The following is a 19,601-nucleotide window of genomic DNA, read 5'->3' as shown; positions in this document are numbered from 1 at the left end:
CGTGGCCGGCGCTGGGCATGCCGAGGGGCCCGTCGCGTGGTTGGCTGGCGGGCTCCTCGGGGCCTAGACGTGATGCAGCGTGTTACGCCGGGGTTGTCGGAGCGGATCTCGGTATTGGGGTGGGATGAACTCTGGTAGTCCGTCGGCTGCCACGTGTACTTCCCAGTCGCCGTGGTGGATCAGGCGGTGATGGAAACCGCAGAGCAGGACCAGGTTCCGGAGGTCGGTGGGTCCGCCGTCTGCCCAGTGCTCGATATGGTGGGCGTGGCAGTTCTTGGGTTTTCGGTGGCAGCCTGGGAAGGCGCAGCCGCCGTCGCGGATGTTCAACGCGCGTCTCTGGCCGGGTGTGACGAATCTTCGCAGCCGTCCCATGTCCAGTGGCTCGCCCGAGGTGCCCATGACGACCGGCAGCATGAGGCAGTCGCAGGCGGCGAGTCGGGCTTCGCGGGCGGTTATCGTGCCGACGAAGTCGAGACACGCGGTGCCGAGACCGGACTTCAGTTCCTCAAGCCCGATGGTGACGTGGACGAGGGTCCGGTAACCGCTGGTGCCGGGCTGGTCCGGGCAGGCGATGGCCAGGTCGAGGAGTTCGGCCCAGGCGTCCCCCATGCGTTCGCACTTCATCCGCAAATCCGCCTGGCCGAACTCGTCCACCGGCCGCGGCTGGGAGTGTGCTTCCAAAGCGGCGGCGGTGCGGGCACCGGTCTCGTCGTCCAGGAGGCCGGTGAGTTTCCAGAAGCCGTCCCTGCGGCGTTCCAGGGTGATCTCGCGACGGGGTTCCTTGGGCTCGGGATCCTTCGGCTCGTTGCCGTCGGGGTTGAGCCAACCCATCAGTTTCGTCTCGGCCTTGGAGAGTTGCCGGGGTCCGGCGTTCGGGGCCAGGTCCGCGAGGATCTTCTCCGCAGTCTCCCGATCCTCAGCCGAGGTGTCGGCGGGGAGCTTCTTCAAGATCTCCAGGATCTGATCGATCCGCTCATCCCCGACCAACCCCTGAGCGGCGACAGCAGCGGTGGCGGGCGCGACAGGCGGAACCTCGCTCCCGTCCAGAGCCCGCGTGGGGTTCAGGGCGAGAGCCCGCTTCACCACCGCGCCCGCTTCGCCGCGCGACAACCCCGCCATCTCCGCGAACCAGCTGGCCGTGCTGCCGTGCCCGTATAAGTCTTTGACGCCACGAGACTCGATCTCCGCCAGGAACCGCCCCAAACAAGCGGTCGCCATGCGAATCACCTGCAAGGACTGCTGCACGCCATGGGCAAGCTCCAGCTTGCCGGCGCGCCACAGCTCCTGCGGCAGTTCGGGGAGGAAGGTCTCGGACACCCCTCAATAATACCGCAAATTCGTCGAACATGTGTTCGTAATTTTAAGCAACAAGCCAAACTGTGCGAACAACACCGAAGGATGAAACAGGCGCCAACGCCGAATCACCCTAAGCGACTCGCATTTAGTCGGCTAAATGCGAAGGGCACGCCGCAGTTAGTCGACTAAATGCGGGACAAAGGTAAAGCCCGCTTGAGAACCCCTTGATCCCACCCTGGACAGTTCGACCACTCCCGTTGGTCTCACCGTCGCGAGCCGAACATGTCCGTCGGCGACGATGCCGCGCATGGAAATCCCCAGGGTCGGTGTTCCCGACGCTCTGGCCTCGCGCCTCACGATGGCCGAACAACACGAATTCCTCAGCCGACGCACCATTCTGAAGGGCGCCGTCCTCGCGGCCGGTCCGCTTCTGTTGCAGGGCACCGCGTACGCCGACGGCGACAAGGTCGTCCCGGCGGGGCGGCATCTCGCGTTCGGCCGGAATCCGCGGACGTCGATGCGGGTCGCGTGGCAGGTGCCGGCGCCGGTGCGGAAGCCGTTCCTGCGGATCGCCGACGGGCACGGCGGCTGGAGTCATCGCATCCCGGCCGAGGTTCGCGCGCTGCATTCCGAAGTCGCCGGGGTCATCGCGCCGTACGACCAGTACTACCTGCATGCCGAGGCCGACCATCTTTGGCCCGGCCACACTTACCGGTACGCCGTCGGGCACGAGGGTTTCGACCCGGCTTCGGGGGACGGCGGGCCCGCCGCGATCTCGACGTTCACCACCGCGCCGGCGCGGGGGATCCCGGCGGGCAAGTTCACCTTCACCGCTTTCGGCGACCAAGGGGTCTCGACGACGGCGCTCGCGCAGGACGGCGCCGTCGCGCGCCAGAACCCGCGTTTCCACCTGCTGGCGGGAGACATCGCGTACGCCGATCCGAGTGGTGCGGGCAAACCGCCCGGCTCCAAGCCCGACGCCGACCACGATCTCTTCGACCCCAAGGTCTGGGACGCCTACTACCGCCAGATCGAGGGTGTCGCGGCGTCGGTGCCGTGGATGGTCACCACCGGCAACCACGACATGGAGGCCCTCTACTCGCCCGACGGCTACGGCGGCCAGGTCAAACGCTGGGATTTCCCCGGCACGGGCCCGCACGACTGCCCCAGCGTCTACTCCTTCATCTACGGCAACGTCGGCGTGATCTCGCTCGACGCCAACGACGTCTCCTACGAGATCCCCGCCAACCTCGGCTACTCGCACGGCTCCCAGACGGCCTGGCTCAAACGCCGCCTGCGGTATCTGCGGTCGCAGCCGGACGTCGATTTCATCGTGGTGTTCTTCCATCATTGCGCCTATTCGACGACCAACCAGCACGCGTCCGAGGGCGGCGTCCGCGAGCAGTGGGTCCCGTTGTTCGACGAGTACCGGGTCGACCTCGTGATCAACGGGCACAACCACATCTACGAACGCACCGACGCCCTGCGCGGCGGCAAGGTGACCCGCGAGGTCAAGATCGGCGACACCGTCGAGCCGGACCGCGACGGCACTGTGTACGCGACCTGTGGTGGCGGCGGGAAGAGTCTCTACAGCTTCCCGGTGCCCGATACGTTCGCGGGCGAGTTCCAGTCGTACCACTGGGTCAAGGGTGGCGAGAAGGTGACGGAGACCGTGTCCTGGTCGCGGGTGCGCTACACCGGTTACTCGTTCCTCGCGATCGACGTCGAGCCGGCCTGGGCCGGCCGCCGGACGACGCTGACCGTGCGGACCCTCCGCAACGACGGCGCCGAGATCGACCGGTTCACCCTGCGCCGCACCGCCGGTCTCCATCGGTCGCGGCCCGCTGTCCTGGGCGCCGACCCAGGCGACGTATAACGCCCTACACGGTTCCGCATGGTGGGACTCGGTGCCATATCGTGGACTGGAGACATACAGTCCGGGACATGTCGCCGAGAACCCTCCTGCGGGCCGTCATGGCCGTTTCCGCCGTCACGCTCCTCGCCGCGTGCAACGCCTCGGCCAAGGATCCGGCCGCGCGGAACGCCGCCGGGCCCGCGCTGGTCCTGATCACGCCGAGCCCGGTCGGTGTCAACGACTTCCTCAAGCTCGCCGTCCAGGGCATCGAGGACTCGGCCAAGAAGCACAACGGAACACAAAAGGTCTACCAGAGCACCGATCCCGCCTCGATCCAGCAGAACCTCGCGGCCGCGGTGCGCGAGAAGCCCGCCGTGATCGTCGCCGTCGGCTTCAACTTCGCCGACGCGATCGCCGCCGAGGCCGAGCGCAATCCCGAGCAGAAGTTCCTGTTCGTGGACTCCTGCACCACCAAGCCGTTCCCGAACGTCACCTGCGCGACCTTCCGCGAGCACGAGGGCAGCTACCTCGCCGGCGCCGAAGCCGGGCTGCTGAGCAAGAGCGGCAAGGTCGGCGCGGTCGTCGTGCTCGACGCGCCCCAGTTCCGCCGGTACTCGATCCCGTTCGGGCAGGGCGCCGAGAAGGCCAAGCCCGGCACCACCCTCGCCCCGCTGTTCATCGGTGGTGCGAACCCGTTCAACGACCCCGCCCGGGCGAAGGCGCTGGCCGCCACGCTCGCCGGTCAGGGCGTCGACCACGTCATGGGCGCGGCCTCCGCGGCGGGCAACCTCGGCGTGTTCGAGGCGGCCAAACAGGGCGGTTTCTTCGCGTTCGGCGTCGACGCCAACCAGTGCCCGGCCAGCCCCGGCCAGGTCGTGGACAACGTCATCAAACGCACCAACGTCGTCGTCGGCGACGGGGTCGACGCGATCCTCGGCGGCAAGACCGGCGAGACGAAGTCCTATGGTGTCAAGGAGAAAGGCATCTCCCTGACCGGGCTGGAGCCGGACGCCGCGACCTCGCAGTGCGTCGTCGCGAGCCACCCCGACGTGCTGGCCAAGGTGGGCGAACTGCGGGACCAGATCATCTCGGGCGCGATCGTCGTCGATGACCCCGCCAAGTCCTGACGCCGTCTCACTCCGGGGGATCGTCAAGCGGTTCCCCGGAGTGCTCGCGAACGACCACGTCGACCTCGACGTCGGCAGGGGCGAGATCCACGCCCTGATGGGGGAGAACGGCGCGGGCAAATCGACGCTCATGTCCGTGCTCTACGGTCTGCATCGGCCCGACGAGGGTACGATCTCCTTGCACGGCGAGGAAGTCTCCTTCGGCTCGCCAGCACAGGCCATCGACGCCGGTGTCGGCATGGTGCAGCAGGGGTTCGCGTTGTTCGGCGAACTCACCGTCACCGAGAACGTCGTGTTCGGCAGCGAACCGACCCGCCGCGGCCTGCTGGACCGCAAGGCGGCGACGGCCCGCGTCACCGAACTGATCGAACGGCACGAACTGCGGCTGCGGCCCGGTGACCGGGTCCGCGACCTGCCGGTCGGGCTGCGGCAGCGCGTCGAGATCCTCAAACTGCTGTACCGCGACGCCGGAGTGCTGATCCTCGACGAACCCACCGCCGTGCTGACCCCGCCCGAGACCGAGCGGCTGTTCGGCGTGCTGCGCGCACTCGCCGCCGAGGACCGCACGATCCTGCTGGTGTCGCACAAACTCCAGGAGGTCCTCGCCGTCAGCGACCACGTCACGGCGCTGCGCGACGGCCGCGTCAGCGCCCGTGGGCGCACGGCGGACCAGACCGCCGCCGGGCTCGCCGCGGCGATGACCGGGCGCGAGGTCGACCTCGATCGCGTCCACCCGGCCGGGACACCTGGCGAGACCGTCCTCGAAGCCCGTTCCCTGACCGTTCCCGGTGTGGAAGGAAAACCGTTGCTGGACAACGTGTCCCTGACCGTGCGCGCCGGGGAGATCGTCGGCGTCGCCGGGGTCGCGGGCAACGGGCAGGCCGAGCTCTCCGGCGCCATCACCGGTCTCCTGAAGACCGGCGGATCCATAGTCCTCAATGGACAGAACCTGGACGGCCTGTCGGTCCGTGCACGGCGGGACGCCGGGCTCGCCCATGTCCCGGAAGACCGCGCCGAGGTCGGCTCGGCCCCCACGGCGGGACTCCGGGAGAACCTGGCCGTCGGCTTCCATCGCAAGCGGCCGTTGGTGCGCAAGGGCTTCCTGCGCCGCAAGGCGATCGACGACCACGCCTCGGCGATCATCGAAGACTACGACGTCCGCGCGTCCGGCCCCGCCGCCGCGATGGGCACGCTGTCCGGTGGCAACCAGCAGAAGGCGATCTTCGGCCGTGAACTCACCCACGACGCGCCGTTCCTGCTGGTCGAACAGCCCACTCGCGGCGTCGACGTCGGCGCGATCGAGAACATCCACGCGAGGCTCGTCGCCCATCGCGACGCCGGGCACGCCGTCCTGCTGATCTCCGCCGAGCTCAGCGAGATCCTCGCGTTGTCGGACCGGGTGCTGGTGCTGTTCGAAGGCCGGATCGTCGCGGAGTTCACCAAGGACGAGGCCGATCAGCACACGGTCGGGCTCGCGATGGCCGGAGGTGCCGGATGACCCGCGTCCGTCTCATCGCCGTCCCGGTCGCCGCGGCGCTCGTCCTCGGCGCGATCCTGCTGCTGGCCACCGGAACCGACCCGCTGGCGGCGTACGGCGCGATCGTCTCCGGCGCGTTCGGGCCCGACGGCATCGGCGACACCCTCGCCTACGCCGTCCCCGTCGCGGGGATGGCCACGGCGCTCGCGATCCCGCTGCGCGCGGGCATGGTGAACCTCGGTGGCGAGGGCCAGCTGGTGCTCGGCGCGATCAGCGCGCTCGCCGTCGGCCTGTACGTGCCCGGGCCCGGGCCGGTGAAGGTGATCCTCGCGCTGCTCGCGGGCATCGCCGCCGGAGCCGCGTACGCCGCGCTGGCCGCGGTCTGCGAGAACCGGCTCGGCGTCCCATTGCTCATCAGCACGCTGCTGCTGAGCTACCCGGCGATGTCGCTCGCCGGGTATCTGGTGCGGTTCCCGATGAAGGACGCCGGTTCCAGCCTGCCGCAGAGCCCGCAGATGTCCGCGCGGTTGCCCGAAATCGACGGCGTGACGACCGGGATCTTCCTGGTGGTGGCGGTGATCGCGCTCTACGCGGTGATCGACGCCCGCACGCCCGCCGGTTTCGAGACCAAGGTGACCGGCTGGGCGCCGCGGTTCGCCGCCTACGCCGGCATCGACCGGCCGAAACTCACGCTTCGGCTGCTGGCCGCTTCGGGAGGGACGGCCGGATTGGTCGGCGCGATCGCCGTCCTCGGTTTCCCGTACCGGTTCATCGACGGCGCGCTGATCACGCCGCAGTACACCTGGATCGGCCTGCTCGCGGCGCTGCTCGCCGGGGCGAGCCCACTCGGCACGCTGCTCGCGGCGGTCTTCTTCGCGGCGCTGACCAGCGGCGGGTTCGCGATGGAACGCGCCACCCAGGTCCCGCGCGAACTCACCGCGGTCCTGCAGGCGGTGCTCATCATCTTCCTGGCGGCGACCTCGGGCGTCTTCAAGCGGAAGGCGAGGCGGGCATGATCGACGCGAGCCTGTTCTCCTCGGCGCTCACCGCGCTGACACCGATCCTGTTCGCCGCGCTCGCGGGCGCGCTGTGCCAGCGGGCCGGGGTCTTCAACATCTCCCTCGAAGGCTCGCTGCTGGTCGGCTGCTTCGGCGCGGTCGCCGGCAGCTGGTACACCGGCAGCGCGTGGATCGGCGTCGTCGTGGCGGTGCTCGCGGCGACGGCCTACTCGCTGATCCTCGCGATCGGCTCGATCACCTTCGACGGTGACCCGATCGTGCTGGGCGTCGCGAGCAATCTGCTCGCGGTCGGCCTGACGAGCTTCCTCATCCGCACCGTCTTCGGCACCGAAGGCTCCTTCAGCGACCCGTCGCTGCAAGGGCTGGGCGAGTTCGGCCCGATCCCGGGGCAGTCGCTGCTGGTCTACCTCTCCTGGCTGGCCGTGCCCGCGCTCGCGGTGCTGCTCTACCGGCATCCGTGGGGGCTGCGGCTGCGCGGGGTCGGGGAGCGCCCGGAGGCGGCGTCCAGCCTCGGCGTCAACGTCACCAAGTACCGCTATGGCGTGATCCTCGCCGGGGGAGCACTGTGCGGTCTCGGCGGCGCGCAACTGGCGCTGGGCTCGGTGACGCTCTTCGCCGAGAACATGACCGCCGGCCGCGGCTGGATCGCCGTCGTGGCGGTGATGCTGGGCCGCGCGCATCCGTTCGGCGTGCTGCTCGCGGCGCTGTTGTTCGGCCTGGCCGAGGCGTTCGGTTTCCGGCTCCAGGGCATCGGGTTGCCGCAGCAGGCCACCGACGCCGCTCCGTATGTCGTCACGCTCGTGGCGCTGTTCCTGTCCAATTTCAAGCGCAAGAAGGGACAGCCCGCGTGAGCGACGTCCTGCCCATCACCAAGATCCCCCGGCACGGACTGCCGCCACGCGCCCTCGTCGTGGGCGATCCCGACCGCGCGACCGCGGTGGCCGGGTCGCTGACGGATGCCGTCCTCGTCGGCCAGAACCGTGAGTACCGCAGCTACACCGGCACGTGGAAGGGCGTCCCGGTCGCCGTGTCGTCGCACGGCGTCGGCGGTCCCGGCGCGTTGTGCCAGTTCGGCGAGCTGGCCGAAGCGGGCGTCCGCACGTTCCTGCGGCTCGGTACCGCCGGTTCGCTGGCCGAGGGGATCACCGATGGCGACCTCGTCATCGCGGAGGCGGCGGTCCGCGACGACGGCGTCACCCAGCAGCTCATCCATCCGGAGTACCCGGCGTTCGCCACCCCGGAGCTCGTCGTGGCGCTGAGCCGCGTGGCACCGGAGGCGCACCGGGGCGTGGTGTGGACGCGGGCCGCGTTCAGCCCGCTGGTGCTCACCCTCCCGATGGCCGAGTACCTGGCCGCGCGGGTGATCGCCATTGAGATGGAACTCTCCACGTTGCTGGTGTTCGCGGCATTGCGCGGCCTGCGGGCCGGTGGTGTGCTCGTGATCGACGGCGACGCGCGGCCCGAGCACCCCGACCCGTCGGCCTACGACCCGCATCGCGACGTCGTGGCCGAGGGGGTGGCGAGGGCTACGCGCGTGGCCCTCGACGCTCTCATCGACGTGGAAGGGGCGGAATGACCGAAGTGTGGCGCAAGGCGGCTCACGAGCTGGCGGGCACCTTGGCGGCGGACGCCGCCGAGCGTGATCTGGCCGGACGGCTCCCCGTCGCCGAGGTCGCGTTGCTGCGCGAGTCCGGGCTGCTGCCCTTGCTCGACACCGCGGGCTGGGCGGCCGCGAACGAGGCCACCCGCATCGTCTCCGCCGCGGACGCGTCGGTCGGCCATCTGCTCGGCTACCACTACCTGCAGCTGTGGCGTACCGGCCTGTTCGGGCCGCGCGCGGCGAGCGAACCGGGCTGGTTCTGGGCCGGCGTGAGCAACCCGCTCGACGCCGCCCTGCTCCTGACCCCGGCGGACGGCGGGTTCACCGTCGAGGGCACCAAGACCTTCGCGACCGGCGCGGCCGTCGCCGACCGCCTGGTGGTCAGCGCGACCAGGACCGACAACGGCGAGAAGCTGACCTTCGTCGTCGACGCGCGGGCCGAGGGGATCACCTTCCCCGGTGACTGGGACAACATCGGTCAGCGGCTCACCGCGAGCGGCGCGGTGCGGTTCGAGGCCGTCCGCGTCGCACACGACGACGTGCTCGGCGCCCAGCCGGAGGACCAGTCCGATCCGAAGGTGCCCCGGATCTCCCTGGCCGCGATCGGGTTCCAGCTCATGTTGGCGCAGGTGTACGTCGGCCTCGCGTTCGGCGCGCTCGACGCGGCGGCGGTCTACACGCGGGAGTCCGCCCGGCCATGGACACTGTCCGATGTGGACAAAGCGGCCCAGGATCCGTACACGCTGGCGGGCTACGGCGAGCTGGTCGCGACGGCGCGAGCGGCCGGATTCGCCGTCGACGCGGCGGTTTCCGCGCTCGGCGAGGCCGACGAACGCGGCTTCGACCTGACCCCCGCCGAGCGTGCCGAAGCGGCGATCGCCATCTCGTCGGCGAAGATCGTGGCGAGCCGGGCGGCCGTCGAAACCACGAGCAAGGTCTTCGAGTTCACCGGCGCGCGGGCCACGGCGACGAAGTACGGCTTCGACCGCTTCTGGCGCAACGCCCGCACGCTGACCCTGCACGATCCGGTGACGTACAAGGCACGCGAGGTCGGCGACCACTTCCTCAACGGGATCCCGCCGTGCCTCTCGGGGTACAGCTGATGACGCCGCCGATCCTCGCCGAAAGCGTCCGCCTCGACGACGAAGGCGTGCACATCCTCGACCGCCGGGTCTTCCCGTTCGAGCGGGAATGGGTGCTCTGCCGGACCTCGGAAGAGGTCGCGGTCGCCATCGAAGACATGGTCACACAGTCTTCTGGGCCGTATTTCGCCGCGTTGGGCGCGATGGTGCTCGCCGCCCGTGAGGCGTCCGGGCACGCGGACCCGCGGGCGTACCTGCGGCGGGCGGGGGAGCGGATCGTCGCGACCCGCAAGACGAACAACCATCTGCGCAAGGCCGTCGCCGCCGTGCTGTCCGAAGTGGACAAAGCGGCGGGCGACCTCGTCGAGGCCGCGACGGCCGGGGCGCGAGCGGGTGACGAGCTGTACCGGTCGCGGAGCCGCGCGCTCGGCGAACACACCGCCGCGTTGGTGCCGGCCGGGGCGACCGTGCTGACGCACTGCTGGGCGGATCTGTACCTCGTCGAATTCGTGCTCGCCGCGCGACGCCACGGCAAGGAGTTCTCCTTCTTCTGCACGGAAACCCGGCCGTACCTGCAGGGCGCGCGGCTGACCGCCGAGACGCTCGCCGAGATGGGTGCCGACACCCGGCTGATCACCGACGGCATGGGTGCCGCGGTGCTGGCCTCGGGTGAGGTCGGCGCGCTGGTGACCGCGGCCGACCGCGTCACCATGGACGGTCACGTCGTCAACAAGATCGGTACGCTGGGACTCGCGGTGGCGGCGGACGCGTTCGGCGTGCCGTTCCACGCCATGGTCCAGGCGCCCGACCAAGCCGCGCCGACCGGCGCCGACGTGCCGATCGAATACCGCGACGGAGACGAGGTGCTGAGCGCGCTCGGGCACCGCGTCGCCGGCGAGCGCGCCCGTGGGCACTATCCGGCTTTCGACGTGACACCACCGCGTTTCGTGACCACGGTGGTGACCGACCGCGGGGCCTTCGAACCCGGACGGCTCCGCGAGTACTACGCAGAAGGGGAAGCGAACCAGTGACCGCAACGCTGACCGCCCGATGGGTGGTCCTCGACATCGAGGGCACGCTGACCGCCACCAGCTACGTGCATGTGACCCTCTACGACTACGCACGCCCGCGGCTGGGCCCGTGGATCGACGAGCACCCGGAAGACCCGGAGGTCGTCGACGCCGTCGCCAGGATCAAGGAACTCGGCGGGCTCGCGGCGGACGCGTCCACTGTGGACGTCGTGCGGGTGCTGCACGGCTGGATGGACGCGGACCAGAAGATCGCGCCGCTGAAGACGTTGCAGGGCCTCATCTGGCAGCGCGGGTACGCCGAGGGCGACCTCACGACGGAGTTCTTCGGCGACGTCGCCCCGGCCCTGCGGTCGTGGCACGAGTCCGGGCTGCGGCTCGCGGTGTTCTCGTCCGGTTCGGTCGCGGGGCAGATCGCGTCGTTCTCGCGGACCACCGACGGCGACGTCACCGGCCTGTTCGAGAAGCATTTCGACACCGTCAACGCCGGGCCGAAGCGCGAGGCGCCGTCGTACCGCGCGATCGCCTCCGCGCTGAAGGCCGAGCCGGGCGACATCGTGTTCTTCTCCGACGTCCCGGCCGAACTCGACGGCGCGGCGGCCGACGGCTGGCAGACCGTCGGGCTCGCCCGCGAGGGTGAACCGTTCGGTGACGCGGATTTCGGGACGCACCGGACGATCCGGACGTTCGACGAGATCAAGGTAGTCCCTCGATGAGTGTGCTGGAACTGGCCGGACGCGCGCTCGCCGAGGAGTCCGCCCGGTTCGCCGGGCTGGGCTGGATGCGGGGCACGTCCGGCAACCTCTCGGTGGTGCTCGGGCGCGATCCGCTGCGGGTCGCGGTCACCGTCAGCGGCCGGGACAAAGGCGAGCTGACCAGCGACGACGTCGTCGTTGTCGGCGCGGACGGGCTGGCCGTCGCGGACCAGCCGCATCCGGACAAGGTGCCCTCGGCCGAGGCGGGACTGCACGCCCGGATCGCGGCGGTGTCGGGCGCGGGCGCGGCGATCCACGTGCACGCGCTCGCGCCGGTGGTGGCCGCCGAGCACTGGCCGGACGGCGTGGAACTGCGGGACCTGGAGATGCTCAAGGGTTTCGGCCGCGCCGCGCACGACGACGTGGTGACCATCCCGGTGATCGCCAACGGCCAGGACATGCGTGTCCTCGGTGACGCGTTCGAGGCGGGGTTCCGGGCGGACACCCCGGCGGTGATCGTCGCGCGGCACGGGATCTACGTCTGGGGCGATGACCTGCGCCACGCGCGTCATCGCCTGGAATGTTTGGAGTGGTTGCTCCGGTTCCGGGTAGAGACAAGACTCGTGGGAGAGGAAAGGGGAGTGCGATGACCCTGCTGACCGTATGGCCGGACGACCGGCCCGGCGAGATCGCGCTCAGGACCGAGGATCCGGCCGTGATCACCGGCGAACTGGGGCGGCTCGGCGTCCGGTTCGAACGATGGGACCTCGTCGAGGACCTGCCGCGCGAAGTGACGCCCGAGCAGGTGCTGGCCGCCTACGAGGAGCCGATCGCCAAGGTCTCGGCGGCCGAGGGCTACACGTTCGTGGACGCCGTCCGCATGACCCCGTCCGACGAACCCGGCTGGGCGGCCACGGCCGCCGAAGCCCGGCAGAAGTTTCTCGCCGAGCACACCCACGACGACGACGAAGACCGCTTCTTCGCGCGGGGGTCCGGCGTGTTCTATCTGCACGTCGGGAGCAAGGTGTACGCGGTGCTGTGCGAGGCGGGGGACCTGCTGAGCGTGCCCGCGAACACCACGCACTGGTTCGACATGGGGACGCGGCCCGACTACGTGTCCGTCCGGTTCTTCCACGACGACGGCGGGTGGGTCGGCAACTTCACCGGCGCGACGCTGGCGGGGGATTTCCCGGGGTTCGACGAGTTGACCGCCGGGCGTTACTGAGCGCTTCCCGGATGTCCTGAACGGCCCTTTCATGACGTGCCGCATGCCAGGAACGGTCCTTTCCTTGCAAATTTCGCAAGGAAAGGACCGTTCCTAGCGCGCGCCGCCGGGGTCGATCAGGCCGGTGCCCAGAGGGCGGGCACGTTCGGCGGCTCCCAGCCGGCCAGCGACCGGTGGCCCTGCCGGCACACGTACGCCGTGCCGTTGTAGGTCACCCTGGCGCCGGTGGCGTAGTCGACACCCGGCTTCCAGGCATCCGACGGCACCGAGGTGGTCGTCGTCGGCGTGGTGGTGGTCGTCCGGGTCGTGGTCGTCGGGCTGGTGGTCGTGGTCGTGGTTCCCGTCGTCGGTGTGGTCGTGGTCGTCGGCGGGGTGCCGCCGCCACGCGGGTTGTCCGACGCGATCGCGTAGGTCGTCCCGCCGAAGGTGAAGGTGAAATTCGACGGCGACGCGATCGGCATGTAGTAGTTCAGCCGGATCTCGACCGTGGCGCCCGGGGCGATGTTCTGCCAGCTGGGCACGGTCACCGCGACGTGCTGGAAGTCTCCCTTCATCCCGCCGACGTTGGGCCCGCTGTGGCCCTTGCTGGTGACCGTCAGGCCGAAGCCGGACTGGTCGGACATGCTGCCGGGCGCGCTCGTGCCGTAGTCGAACTCGATCTTCGTCCCACCGGGGATGGTGGTGGTCGAATTGTTGGTGATGCGCATCCGCGGGGTGATCGGGTAGTTCGCGTCGCCCAGTGCGAATCCGGTCAGGTTGACGTGCGCGTTCAGCACCGACGAAGGCGCGGGACGCGGCGACTTGAGATTGCCGTACGGTGCGGCGCCGCGCAGGCCGTCGTTGATCTTCGTGATCAGCGTGTCGCCCATGAAGTACTGACCCTTGGCGCTGTCGAAGGCGTAGTCGCCCGCCAGCTCCCAGATCATGATGCCGCCGATGCCCTTGTCGGCCACGTACTTGGCCTTCGTGGCGAGCGACTCTTCGTCCTCAGTGGACAGGAACACCTTCTTGTCGTTGTTCCACAGCCACGGCGTCACCATCGTGTTGTCGTAGAACCTGTTGTAGGAGCCGGAGATCCGGTCCGTCGGGTCGGTCTTCGGGGTCAGCCCGTACGCCTCCAGGTAGTCCGGGGTGATCTCGTTCTCGAGGTTCTTCGCGTGCCACATCGGGTTCGCGCCCGCGGGGACCTCGCCGCCCGCCAGGCCGAGGTCGTGCCAGAGGTTGTCGATGCCGATCGCGCCGTTGCCGCACGGCACCGTCGAGCCGACGTGGGATCCGGTCCCCGGTGGACACTGTTTCTGGTCCGGAAGTGGAGCGGTGCCCCACAAACCGTTCGTCCCGCCGGAAACGCCTTGCCAGCCGCGGGTGTAGAACCCGACGCCGATGTTGATCCGGCCCGCCTGCATGGCGCCGCGGAAGTAGTGATACGCCCAGTCGGTGTTGAGATAGCCCTGCCCGTCGTACTGCGGGGTCGTGTACACCTGCCAGTGCGCGAGTTCCGCGTCCTTGCCGTTGTCGTAGAGCGCGGCGTTCGGTCCGGCGAACTGGTTCCACGCGCCGTGCAGGTCGTAGCTCATCATGTTGGCGTAGTCGAGATACTGCGTGACGCCGTAGACCTCCTGGCCGCGCAGCAGCCAGCCGGACGCGGGGACGGCCGCGGTCAGCAGGTAGTGTTTGCCGTCGGCGGCGCCAGCCTGGTCGATCTTGTGGCGCAACGTGCGCATCAGGTTCTCGTAGCCCGCCCAGAGGGTGCCCCGGTTGGCCTGCGCGATCCAGTAGTCGTCCGGGTTTCCGGCGTAGTTCGCCGACGTCGCGTACTCGTAGTCGATGTCCGCGCCGTTGAATCCGTAGTCGCGCAGGAACTTCACGACGGAATCCGCGAAGGTGTCGATGCTGGCCTGGCTCTGCGTCATCTTGTAGAACCCGCCCGACGCGTTGCGCGTGCCGTCCGGGTTCAGGAAGCCGCCGGTCTCGGCCCAGCCGCCGATCGAAATCAGCGACTTCACGTTCGGGTGCTGCTTCTTGTACTTGTTCAGTAGATTGAAATGTCCCTTGTAGGGCAACGAAGGATCCATCTCGGCGCCGGGCACGCCGGGCCATTCCATGCCGATGGACTCGTTGTTTGGGCCCGCGGCACCGACCGACACCTTGTTCTGCGCGTCGACATGCGCGAACGCGTAGTTGAGGTGGGTGACCTTGGTCCACGGGATGTTGCTCGCCAGATACGCGGGCGCGCCGTTCTTTCCGGTGCGCCAGCTGGTGAAGTAGCCGATCACGCGGCGGGAATGCCCTTGCCCCAGTGATTCCCGGCCGTTCGTGTCGTAGACGGTGCAGTAGGGGGTGTCGACGCCGGGTGTCCGGTACAGCCCGTCGGGACGGCAGTCCTCGTGGCCTGCCGCGCTCGACGTGGACGGGCTGATGACGACGATCATGAGTCCGGCCAGCGTGATGAGCGACGCCAGCAGGGGGAGTAGTTTCCTGGTTCTCCTTGGCACGCCGAACCTCCGACAGTGGAAGATGGCCCTCGGTCACAGCAGCTTGAGCCGCCGACCTGGCGCGCGTCAATAGGTGTAGACCAATTTCCATCCTGTGCCGTACGGCGGAGCGTACCTGTGGTCCGTCAGGTCCGGTCCTCGTCGAGGAGTGTGAGCCGGTCCGGCGGCGGGGTGTAAGTCAGGCCCCGCAAAAGGGTTCTCGGATGGCCATAACGCCGGCCACATCCCGTGAGGGCTATGACCCCGTGTCCTTCGACGCGGGTGTGCGGCCCGATCTTGCCGGGGTGGACCGACACCGCTTCGGCGATCGTGTCCGCGTCGCAGTGGTCCGGGAATCCGATCTCCGTCTTCAAACGCCGGTAACGGCGGACGAATTCTCGTTGCCAGTCCAGGGGATCCTCGGTGTGCTGGATGTCGTCGGCCCAGCCTTCGGGCAACGGCGCGTCTTCATGGGGGAGCAGGTAGTCGTTCTCGGCAGGGAGGGCGCCGACCGACTCCTCCGGCGCGGCGTTGTCGTAGAACCGGACCAATGAGCCGTTCCCAGCGACGCACCACGAGGTCATGGAGTCGCCGTGGCTGCGGTAGTAGTGATGGGCTTCGCCGAACTTACGGCTCAGCTCCGCGCACCTGTCGCGAACCACGCGGCGCCAGACTTTCTCGTTCGCGAGCATGGCTTGATAGTGCTCACGCGGCTCGCTGCTCCAGGAGCTTTCGTCGGTGACGTCCGCGGGGTGCGCGTCCTCCGACGGACCGCCGAAGACGAGCGTCCACCCGTCGAGCGCGGGACTCACGTAGACCCGCGCGCATCGCTGATGCCCAGGACCGAAATGGCGTTGGTGCCAGATTTCCGTGCCCAGCGACATGGTCACCGGTTCCGGATCGGACAGGCCGAACGCGTCGAGCACCGCCGCCTGGTCCGCGGTCGGGATGGCGTACCAGAACTCGCAGGCCTGCATCGCGACGGGAACATCGTCGGCGAGCTTGCCCTGGATCAGTCGGCGGACGAGGGCGAGGTCGTACTCGCCGAGCGCCTCGGGGCCGCCCAAGGCGAACAGCAGGGCGCGTGCCGCGTTGCGCTGCGCCTGATCACCGGTGCGCCGGATCTCGTGCAGTTCGGGAAAGTCTTCCGGCCCGGCGTCTTGCAGATCCCAGGGGCTGATGTAGTCGCCGGCGATGAGGCTTCGGGTCACTGCTCTCATGTCCACGCGGCGGAGGTTAGCGGGCCACCACGACAGAAAACTCGTTCCCGTCGGGATCCGCCATCTCCACCTGTCCGTCGCGCCCGGCACCGAGCCGGGCGGCACCGAGCGAAACCAGCCGCTCGACTTCGGAAAGCGGGCCGGTCAAAACGAAACGCAGCCGGTTCGGTCCCGTCTTCGGCGTGAACGGCGGACCGCCCCAGGTGATCTTCGGGCCGCCGTGCGGCGAGCGGATGGCGGTCTCCTGGTCTTGGTCCCACACCAGCGGCCAGCCGAGCGCCTTGCTCCAGAAGTAGCCGACCTCCTGCGAACCGTCGCTCGCGACGGCGCCGACGAAACCGCATTCGGCGAGGAAGTCGTTGCCCGGCTCGATGACGCAGAACTCGTTGCCCTCGGGGTCGGCGAGCACGACGTGCTTCTCTTCGGGAAGCTGGCCGACGTCGATGTGCCGTCCGCCGAGTTCGAGTGCCTTCGCGACCGTCCGGCGCTGGTGTTCCAGTGACTCGCTCGTCAGGTCGAAATGCATCTGGTTCTGGCGGGTCTTCGGTTCGTCGCTTCGCACGAAACTCAGCCGGAAACCGGTCTCCTCGATCGCCCGGCCGAGCAGTCCGGACCAGAACCGTTCGAGAGCGCCCGGATCGTGCGCGGCGATGCGGAGCGCGTGCAGGGTGGCGGCCATAAGCGACGCTAAGAGCGACGACGATCGGTACGCAACCGATTAAGGGCTCGTGAGTGGTAAGGACGGTTAGAACCGTCCTTACCACTCACGAGGGTTCAGCAGGAGACGCCGGGGCGTCCGTTCTCCACCCGCGCGGTCAGCGTCCGCAGGAACGACGGATCCCCGTCCGCCGTCACGCGAACGTCGTACCAGCCGCCGGAAACCGGCCAGTCCACCGTGACCGAACGCCCCGCCCCCACACGCACGACCCGCGTGAAGCGCGAAGACGACAACCGCAGCGTCAGCGCCGAAGCGCCCGAGTTGGACAGCTTGAACTCGACGCCCGAGCGCCACGTCAGGAACCGTGTCCGGACATCGACGCCGGCGGCGGCCCCGGACCGGCTCCCGCGCAGTTCCCACCACGACCGATTCGGGCCCTGGACGACGACGCGGTACTCGTCACCGGGCAGCTTCACGAGTTCCGGTGCCACGCCGCGCACGTCGCGGTGCGCAGGCTCGGCGAACTCGCCCTTGTACGGGTACAGCGCGAAATGCGCCGAGGACGAGCCGCTGTTGGTCAGCGAAAGCGCCAGATTTCCCGATTTGTCGACCGCGCCGGACACCGAAACCTGGTACGGCAGTGGACGGGACGGCCGGTTGCCGGGTTCGGCCGCGGGCAGGCTCTGCTCCGCCGGGGCCGACGGCCGCCAGCGGCTGATCGGCGCGGGCACCGGGCCGGGCCGGTTCACCCGCGGCTGACGGCCGGCGCGCGAGAAGTCGAAGGCGCCGGTGAGGTCGCCCGCGACGGTCCGCCGCCACTTGCTGATGTTCGGCTCGGCGATCCCGGTCCAGCGTTCGAGGAACCGCAGCACCGAGGTGTGGTCGTACACGGTGGAATCGACGTGGCCGCCGATCGACCACGGCGAGACGACCGTCATCGGCACGCGCGGGCCGAAGCCGAGCGGCTGGCCGTTGAAGTGGTCCGCGTCGTTCGCCGCGTTCCCGGGCGGCATCGGCGGCGGGACGTGGTCGAAATACCCGTCGTTCTCGTCGAAATTGATCAGCAGTACCGTCTTCGACCACGTTTCGCGGTCGGACGCCAGCGCGTCGAGCACGCGGTAGATCAGGTTCGCGCTGCCGACCGGGGTGGACGCGCCGGGATGCTCGGAGTCCTTCGCGGACGGCACCAGCCAGCTCACCGCGGGCAGGCGCCGCGCCTGGATGTCCGCCTTGAGCCGGGTCACCAGCGTCTCCGGCTCGCTGCGGTACATCGCCTTGGTGAACAGATTCCGCTCGGCGGGCGTCAGCTTGGCGACCCCGGCGTCGAACTGCGCCAGCAACTTCGCGCGCTCCTCGGCGGTCTTCTTGGGCAGCGCGTCGTAGAACTCCTCGGTGGTGCGGAACTTCTCCTCGACCGAGGCGAGGATCTTCGTGCCGACCTTCTTGAACGGCACGAAGTACTCGACCGCGTTGTCGGTGAAGTTGTCCCACTCCTGGTAGATCTGCCACGGCACCCCGGCGGCTTCGAGGCGCTCCGGGTACGTCGTCCAGTCGTAGCCCTTGTGGTCGTAGGAGTACGCCGCGTTCGTCACCGCGCGGTTCGTCGTGCTGCCCGGTTCGAATCCCGTCGTCCCGGTCCACAGGAAGTTCCGGTTCGGGTTGGTGGAGCCGAAGACCGAGCAGTGGTAGGCGTCGCAGATGGTGAACGTGTCCGCCAGTTCGTACTGCAGCGCGATGTCGCGGCGCTCGTAGTAGGTCATGGTGGCGGGCGTCTTCGCCGCGATCCAGCCGTTGTTCCAGCCGCGCGCCCACGCCTTGCCGCTGCCGTTCCAGCTGTGGTCGAGGTCGCCGAGGTACTGGATGTCGTCCGCGTTCCGGCCGGCGAGTTCGGCCGCCTTGCGCACCGAGAACGGCAGCACCGTGCCGCCGGCGGGATTCGGCTGCTCGAACACCGATCTCCCCGACGGCAGTTCGAGCGGTCGCGGGTCGGAGAAGCCACGGACCCCGCGCAGGCTGCCGTAGTAGTGGTCGAACGACCGGTTCTCCTGCATGAGCACGATCACGTGCTCGATGGCGTCGAGCCCGCCCCGCCGGATGGGTTCGGCCATGGCGGCGTGCACGGACGGCGGGAGAAGCGTGGCGGCGGCCGCGGCGCCGGTGGCGCCCAGCAACGTACGGCGTGACAGTTCAGGCATGCCGGAACCTTGTCCCAGGAACATGAACGTCACAAGAACCGAACAGGTCGACTCGGAGTCGTAGCCGGGTGGTGACACCGCGTCGATCCGCCGTTCCGGGCTTGGTCCCGGGCCGTCGCTGTGTTTAGAGTATGCCGCCCGTACGAACCCCTGGATGGCCGTGTTTCCTGATCATCACAACGAAAACGAGAGTGGGGGAGACCCCGCTAGACCGGTGTTCGTCGACCCCAGCGGCCGTCGCCGCACCGTCGTCCGGCGGATCGCGATCGGTGCCTGCGCGGTCGTCGTCGGCTATGGGATCCTTCTCACGGCGGCGCTTTTCGGGGCGCCGACCCTGCCTTCCGCGCTGATCCCCGCGCCTCCGCCCGCGCCCTCGGCGACCACCGAGCCGCCGCCCGGGACGACTTCGTCCGGCCCCAGGCCTACATCTTCGCGGGCGGACCCGGCCGATGCGCCCGCCACCGGGCGTGCGCCGGTGGACACGAGCGCCGGCCGGACCGCGCCGGTGAACCCCGCCTCGTCCAGGACGACGCCACCGGGGCTCACGAGCACCTCCTCGCCGGGCACCGACCGCCGCAACAGCCGCGCGCCCGACGCCCCGCCGGGACAGACGAGGACCGCGCCACCCGGAAACGGGCACTGACCCCGAG

At 69.2% G+C, this 19,601-nt stretch carries 17 protein-coding genes; 12 read left to right on the top strand and 5 right to left on the bottom strand.

The features are described 5' to 3' along the window. Positions 1 to 63: 63 nt before the first annotated feature. The gene (locus DMC61_RS07000) at positions 64 to 1,317 is read right to left on the bottom strand and encodes an HNH endonuclease signature motif containing protein (RefSeq protein ID WP_125687722.1); all 1,254 of its coding nucleotides are present in this window, start codon (positions 1,315 to 1,317) and stop codon (positions 64 to 66) included. 286 nt (positions 1,318 to 1,603) lie between these two features. On the opposite strand from DMC61_RS07000, the gene DMC61_RS06995 reads away from it, so the two are divergent. The 11 genes from DMC61_RS06995 (at position 1,604) to DMC61_RS06945 (ending at position 12,404) form a co-directional block, all read left to right on the top strand. Next, positions 1,604 to 3,172 carry a metallophosphoesterase family protein gene (locus DMC61_RS06995; protein ID WP_125687720.1) on the top strand — a complete coding sequence of 523 codons (1,569 nt, stop codon included), beginning with the start codon at positions 1,604 to 1,606 and terminating at the stop codon, positions 3,170 to 3,172. Positions 3,173 to 3,240: 68 nt separating this feature from the next. After that, entirely contained in the window at positions 3,241 to 4,278 is a 1,038-nt protein-coding gene (locus DMC61_RS06990) for a BMP family ABC transporter substrate-binding protein (RefSeq protein WP_233594723.1), read from the top strand. Beyond that, a complete protein-coding gene (locus DMC61_RS06985) occupies positions 4,259 to 5,776 on the top strand; it encodes an ABC transporter ATP-binding protein (protein ID WP_233594722.1) in 1,518 nt (505 codons plus the stop codon). The genes DMC61_RS06990 and DMC61_RS06985 overlap by 20 nt, the downstream gene beginning before the upstream one ends. After that, positions 5,773 to 6,771, top strand: a complete 999-nt coding sequence (locus tag DMC61_RS06980) for an ABC transporter permease (protein WP_125687718.1) — start codon at positions 5,773 to 5,775, stop codon at positions 6,769 to 6,771. The genes DMC61_RS06985 and DMC61_RS06980 overlap by 4 nt, the downstream gene beginning before the upstream one ends. Then, complete coding sequence (locus DMC61_RS06975) at positions 6,768 to 7,625, top strand: ABC transporter permease (protein ID WP_125687716.1); 858 nt, start codon at positions 6,768 to 6,770, stop codon at positions 7,623 to 7,625. Before DMC61_RS06980 ends, DMC61_RS06975 begins: the two co-directional genes overlap by 4 nt. Next, positions 7,622 to 8,350 (top strand): nucleoside phosphorylase, encoded by a 729-nt coding sequence (locus DMC61_RS06970; RefSeq protein ID WP_125687714.1) that lies wholly within the window; start codon positions 7,622 to 7,624, stop codon positions 8,348 to 8,350. The genes DMC61_RS06975 and DMC61_RS06970 overlap by 4 nt, the downstream gene beginning before the upstream one ends. Continuing rightward, on the top strand, positions 8,347 to 9,477 hold the full coding sequence (locus DMC61_RS06965; RefSeq protein WP_125687712.1) for an acyl-CoA dehydrogenase family protein: 1,131 nt from the start codon (positions 8,347 to 8,349) through the stop codon (positions 9,475 to 9,477). Before DMC61_RS06970 ends, DMC61_RS06965 begins: the two co-directional genes overlap by 4 nt. Beyond that, positions 9,477 to 10,487 (top strand): methylthioribose-1-phosphate isomerase, encoded by a 1,011-nt coding sequence (locus DMC61_RS06960; protein ID WP_125688133.1) that lies wholly within the window; start codon positions 9,477 to 9,479, stop codon positions 10,485 to 10,487. The genes DMC61_RS06965 and DMC61_RS06960 overlap by 1 nt, the downstream gene beginning before the upstream one ends. Then, positions 10,484 to 11,200 carry an acireductone synthase gene (mtnC, locus tag DMC61_RS06955; RefSeq protein ID WP_125687710.1) on the top strand — a complete coding sequence of 239 codons (717 nt, stop codon included), beginning with the start codon at positions 10,484 to 10,486 and terminating at the stop codon, positions 11,198 to 11,200. The genes DMC61_RS06960 and mtnC overlap by 4 nt, the downstream gene beginning before the upstream one ends. Beyond that, positions 11,197 to 11,829 (top strand): methylthioribulose 1-phosphate dehydratase, encoded by a 633-nt coding sequence (gene mtnB / locus DMC61_RS06950; RefSeq protein ID WP_125687708.1) that lies wholly within the window; start codon positions 11,197 to 11,199, stop codon positions 11,827 to 11,829. The genes mtnC and mtnB overlap by 4 nt, the downstream gene beginning before the upstream one ends. Next, positions 11,826 to 12,404: an acireductone dioxygenase gene (locus tag DMC61_RS06945; protein WP_125687706.1), complete on the top strand. Its 579-nt coding sequence runs from the start codon at positions 11,826 to 11,828 to the stop codon at positions 12,402 to 12,404. Before mtnB ends, DMC61_RS06945 begins: the two co-directional genes overlap by 4 nt. Positions 12,405 to 12,520: 116 nt before the next feature. Here the strand turns inward: DMC61_RS06945 and DMC61_RS06940 are convergent, their stop codons facing one another. From DMC61_RS06940 to DMC61_RS06925, 4 genes are all read right to left on the bottom strand, one after another. Further along, the gene (locus DMC61_RS06940; RefSeq protein WP_125687704.1) at positions 12,521 to 14,899 is read right to left on the bottom strand and encodes a glycosyl hydrolase family 18 protein; all 2,379 of its coding nucleotides are present in this window, start codon (positions 14,897 to 14,899) and stop codon (positions 12,521 to 12,523) included. Between the two features lie 125 nt (positions 14,900 to 15,024). After that, entirely contained in the window at positions 15,025 to 16,098 is a 1,074-nt protein-coding gene (locus tag DMC61_RS06935; RefSeq protein WP_233594733.1) for a hypothetical protein, read from the bottom strand. Positions 16,099 to 16,114: 16 nt separating this feature from the next. Beyond that, positions 16,115 to 16,777, bottom strand: a complete 663-nt coding sequence (locus DMC61_RS06930; protein ID WP_125687702.1) for a VOC family protein — start codon at positions 16,775 to 16,777, stop codon at positions 16,115 to 16,117. A gap of 95 nt (positions 16,778 to 16,872) precedes the next feature. After that, entirely contained in the window at positions 16,873 to 18,951 is a 2,079-nt protein-coding gene (locus tag DMC61_RS06925) for a phosphocholine-specific phospholipase C (protein WP_125687700.1), read from the bottom strand. A 214-nt stretch (positions 18,952 to 19,165) separates the two neighbouring features. On the opposite strand from DMC61_RS06925, the gene DMC61_RS06920 reads away from it, so the two are divergent. Next, a complete protein-coding gene (locus tag DMC61_RS06920; RefSeq protein ID WP_125687698.1) occupies positions 19,166 to 19,594 on the top strand; it encodes a hypothetical protein in 429 nt (142 codons plus the stop codon). The last annotated feature ends 7 nt before the right edge of the window (positions 19,595 to 19,601 follow it).

The organism is Amycolatopsis sp. WAC 04169, assembly GCF_003947535.1.
GTDB lineage: Bacteria > Actinomycetota > Actinomycetes > Mycobacteriales > Pseudonocardiaceae > Amycolatopsis > Amycolatopsis keratiniphila.
This window is presented reverse-complemented; position numbering and strand designations above follow the sequence as displayed.

Coding starts and splice junctions, on each gene's coding strand:
- DMC61_RS06995 (WP_125687720.1), top strand. CDS start 1,604: ATGGAAATCCCCAGGGTCGGTGTTCCCGACGCTCTGGCCTCGCGCCTC.
- DMC61_RS06990 (WP_233594723.1), top strand. CDS start 3,241: ATGTCGCCGAGAACCCTCCTGCGGGCCGTCATGGCCGTTTCCGCCGTC.
- DMC61_RS06985 (WP_233594722.1), top strand. CDS start 4,259: ATGACCCCGCCAAGTCCTGACGCCGTCTCACTCCGGGGGATCGTCAAG.
- DMC61_RS06980 (WP_125687718.1), top strand. CDS start 5,773: ATGACCCGCGTCCGTCTCATCGCCGTCCCGGTCGCCGCGGCGCTCGTC.
- DMC61_RS06975 (WP_125687716.1), top strand. CDS start 6,768: ATGATCGACGCGAGCCTGTTCTCCTCGGCGCTCACCGCGCTGACACCG.
- DMC61_RS06965 (WP_125687712.1), top strand. CDS start 8,347: ATGACCGAAGTGTGGCGCAAGGCGGCTCACGAGCTGGCGGGCACCTTG.
- DMC61_RS06960 (WP_125688133.1), top strand. CDS start 9,477: ATGACGCCGCCGATCCTCGCCGAAAGCGTCCGCCTCGACGACGAAGGC.
- mtnB (WP_125687708.1), top strand. CDS start 11,197: ATGAGTGTGCTGGAACTGGCCGGACGCGCGCTCGCCGAGGAGTCCGCC.
- DMC61_RS06945 (WP_125687706.1), top strand. CDS start 11,826: ATGACCCTGCTGACCGTATGGCCGGACGACCGGCCCGGCGAGATCGCG.
- DMC61_RS06935 (WP_233594733.1), bottom strand. CDS start 16,098: ATGAGAGCAGTGACCCGAAGCCTCATCGCCGGCGACTACATCAGCCCC.
- DMC61_RS06930 (WP_125687702.1), bottom strand. CDS start 16,777: ATGGCCGCCACCCTGCACGCGCTCCGCATCGCCGCGCACGATCCGGGC.
- DMC61_RS06925 (WP_125687700.1), bottom strand. CDS start 18,951: ATGCCTGAACTGTCACGCCGTACGTTGCTGGGCGCCACCGGCGCCGCG.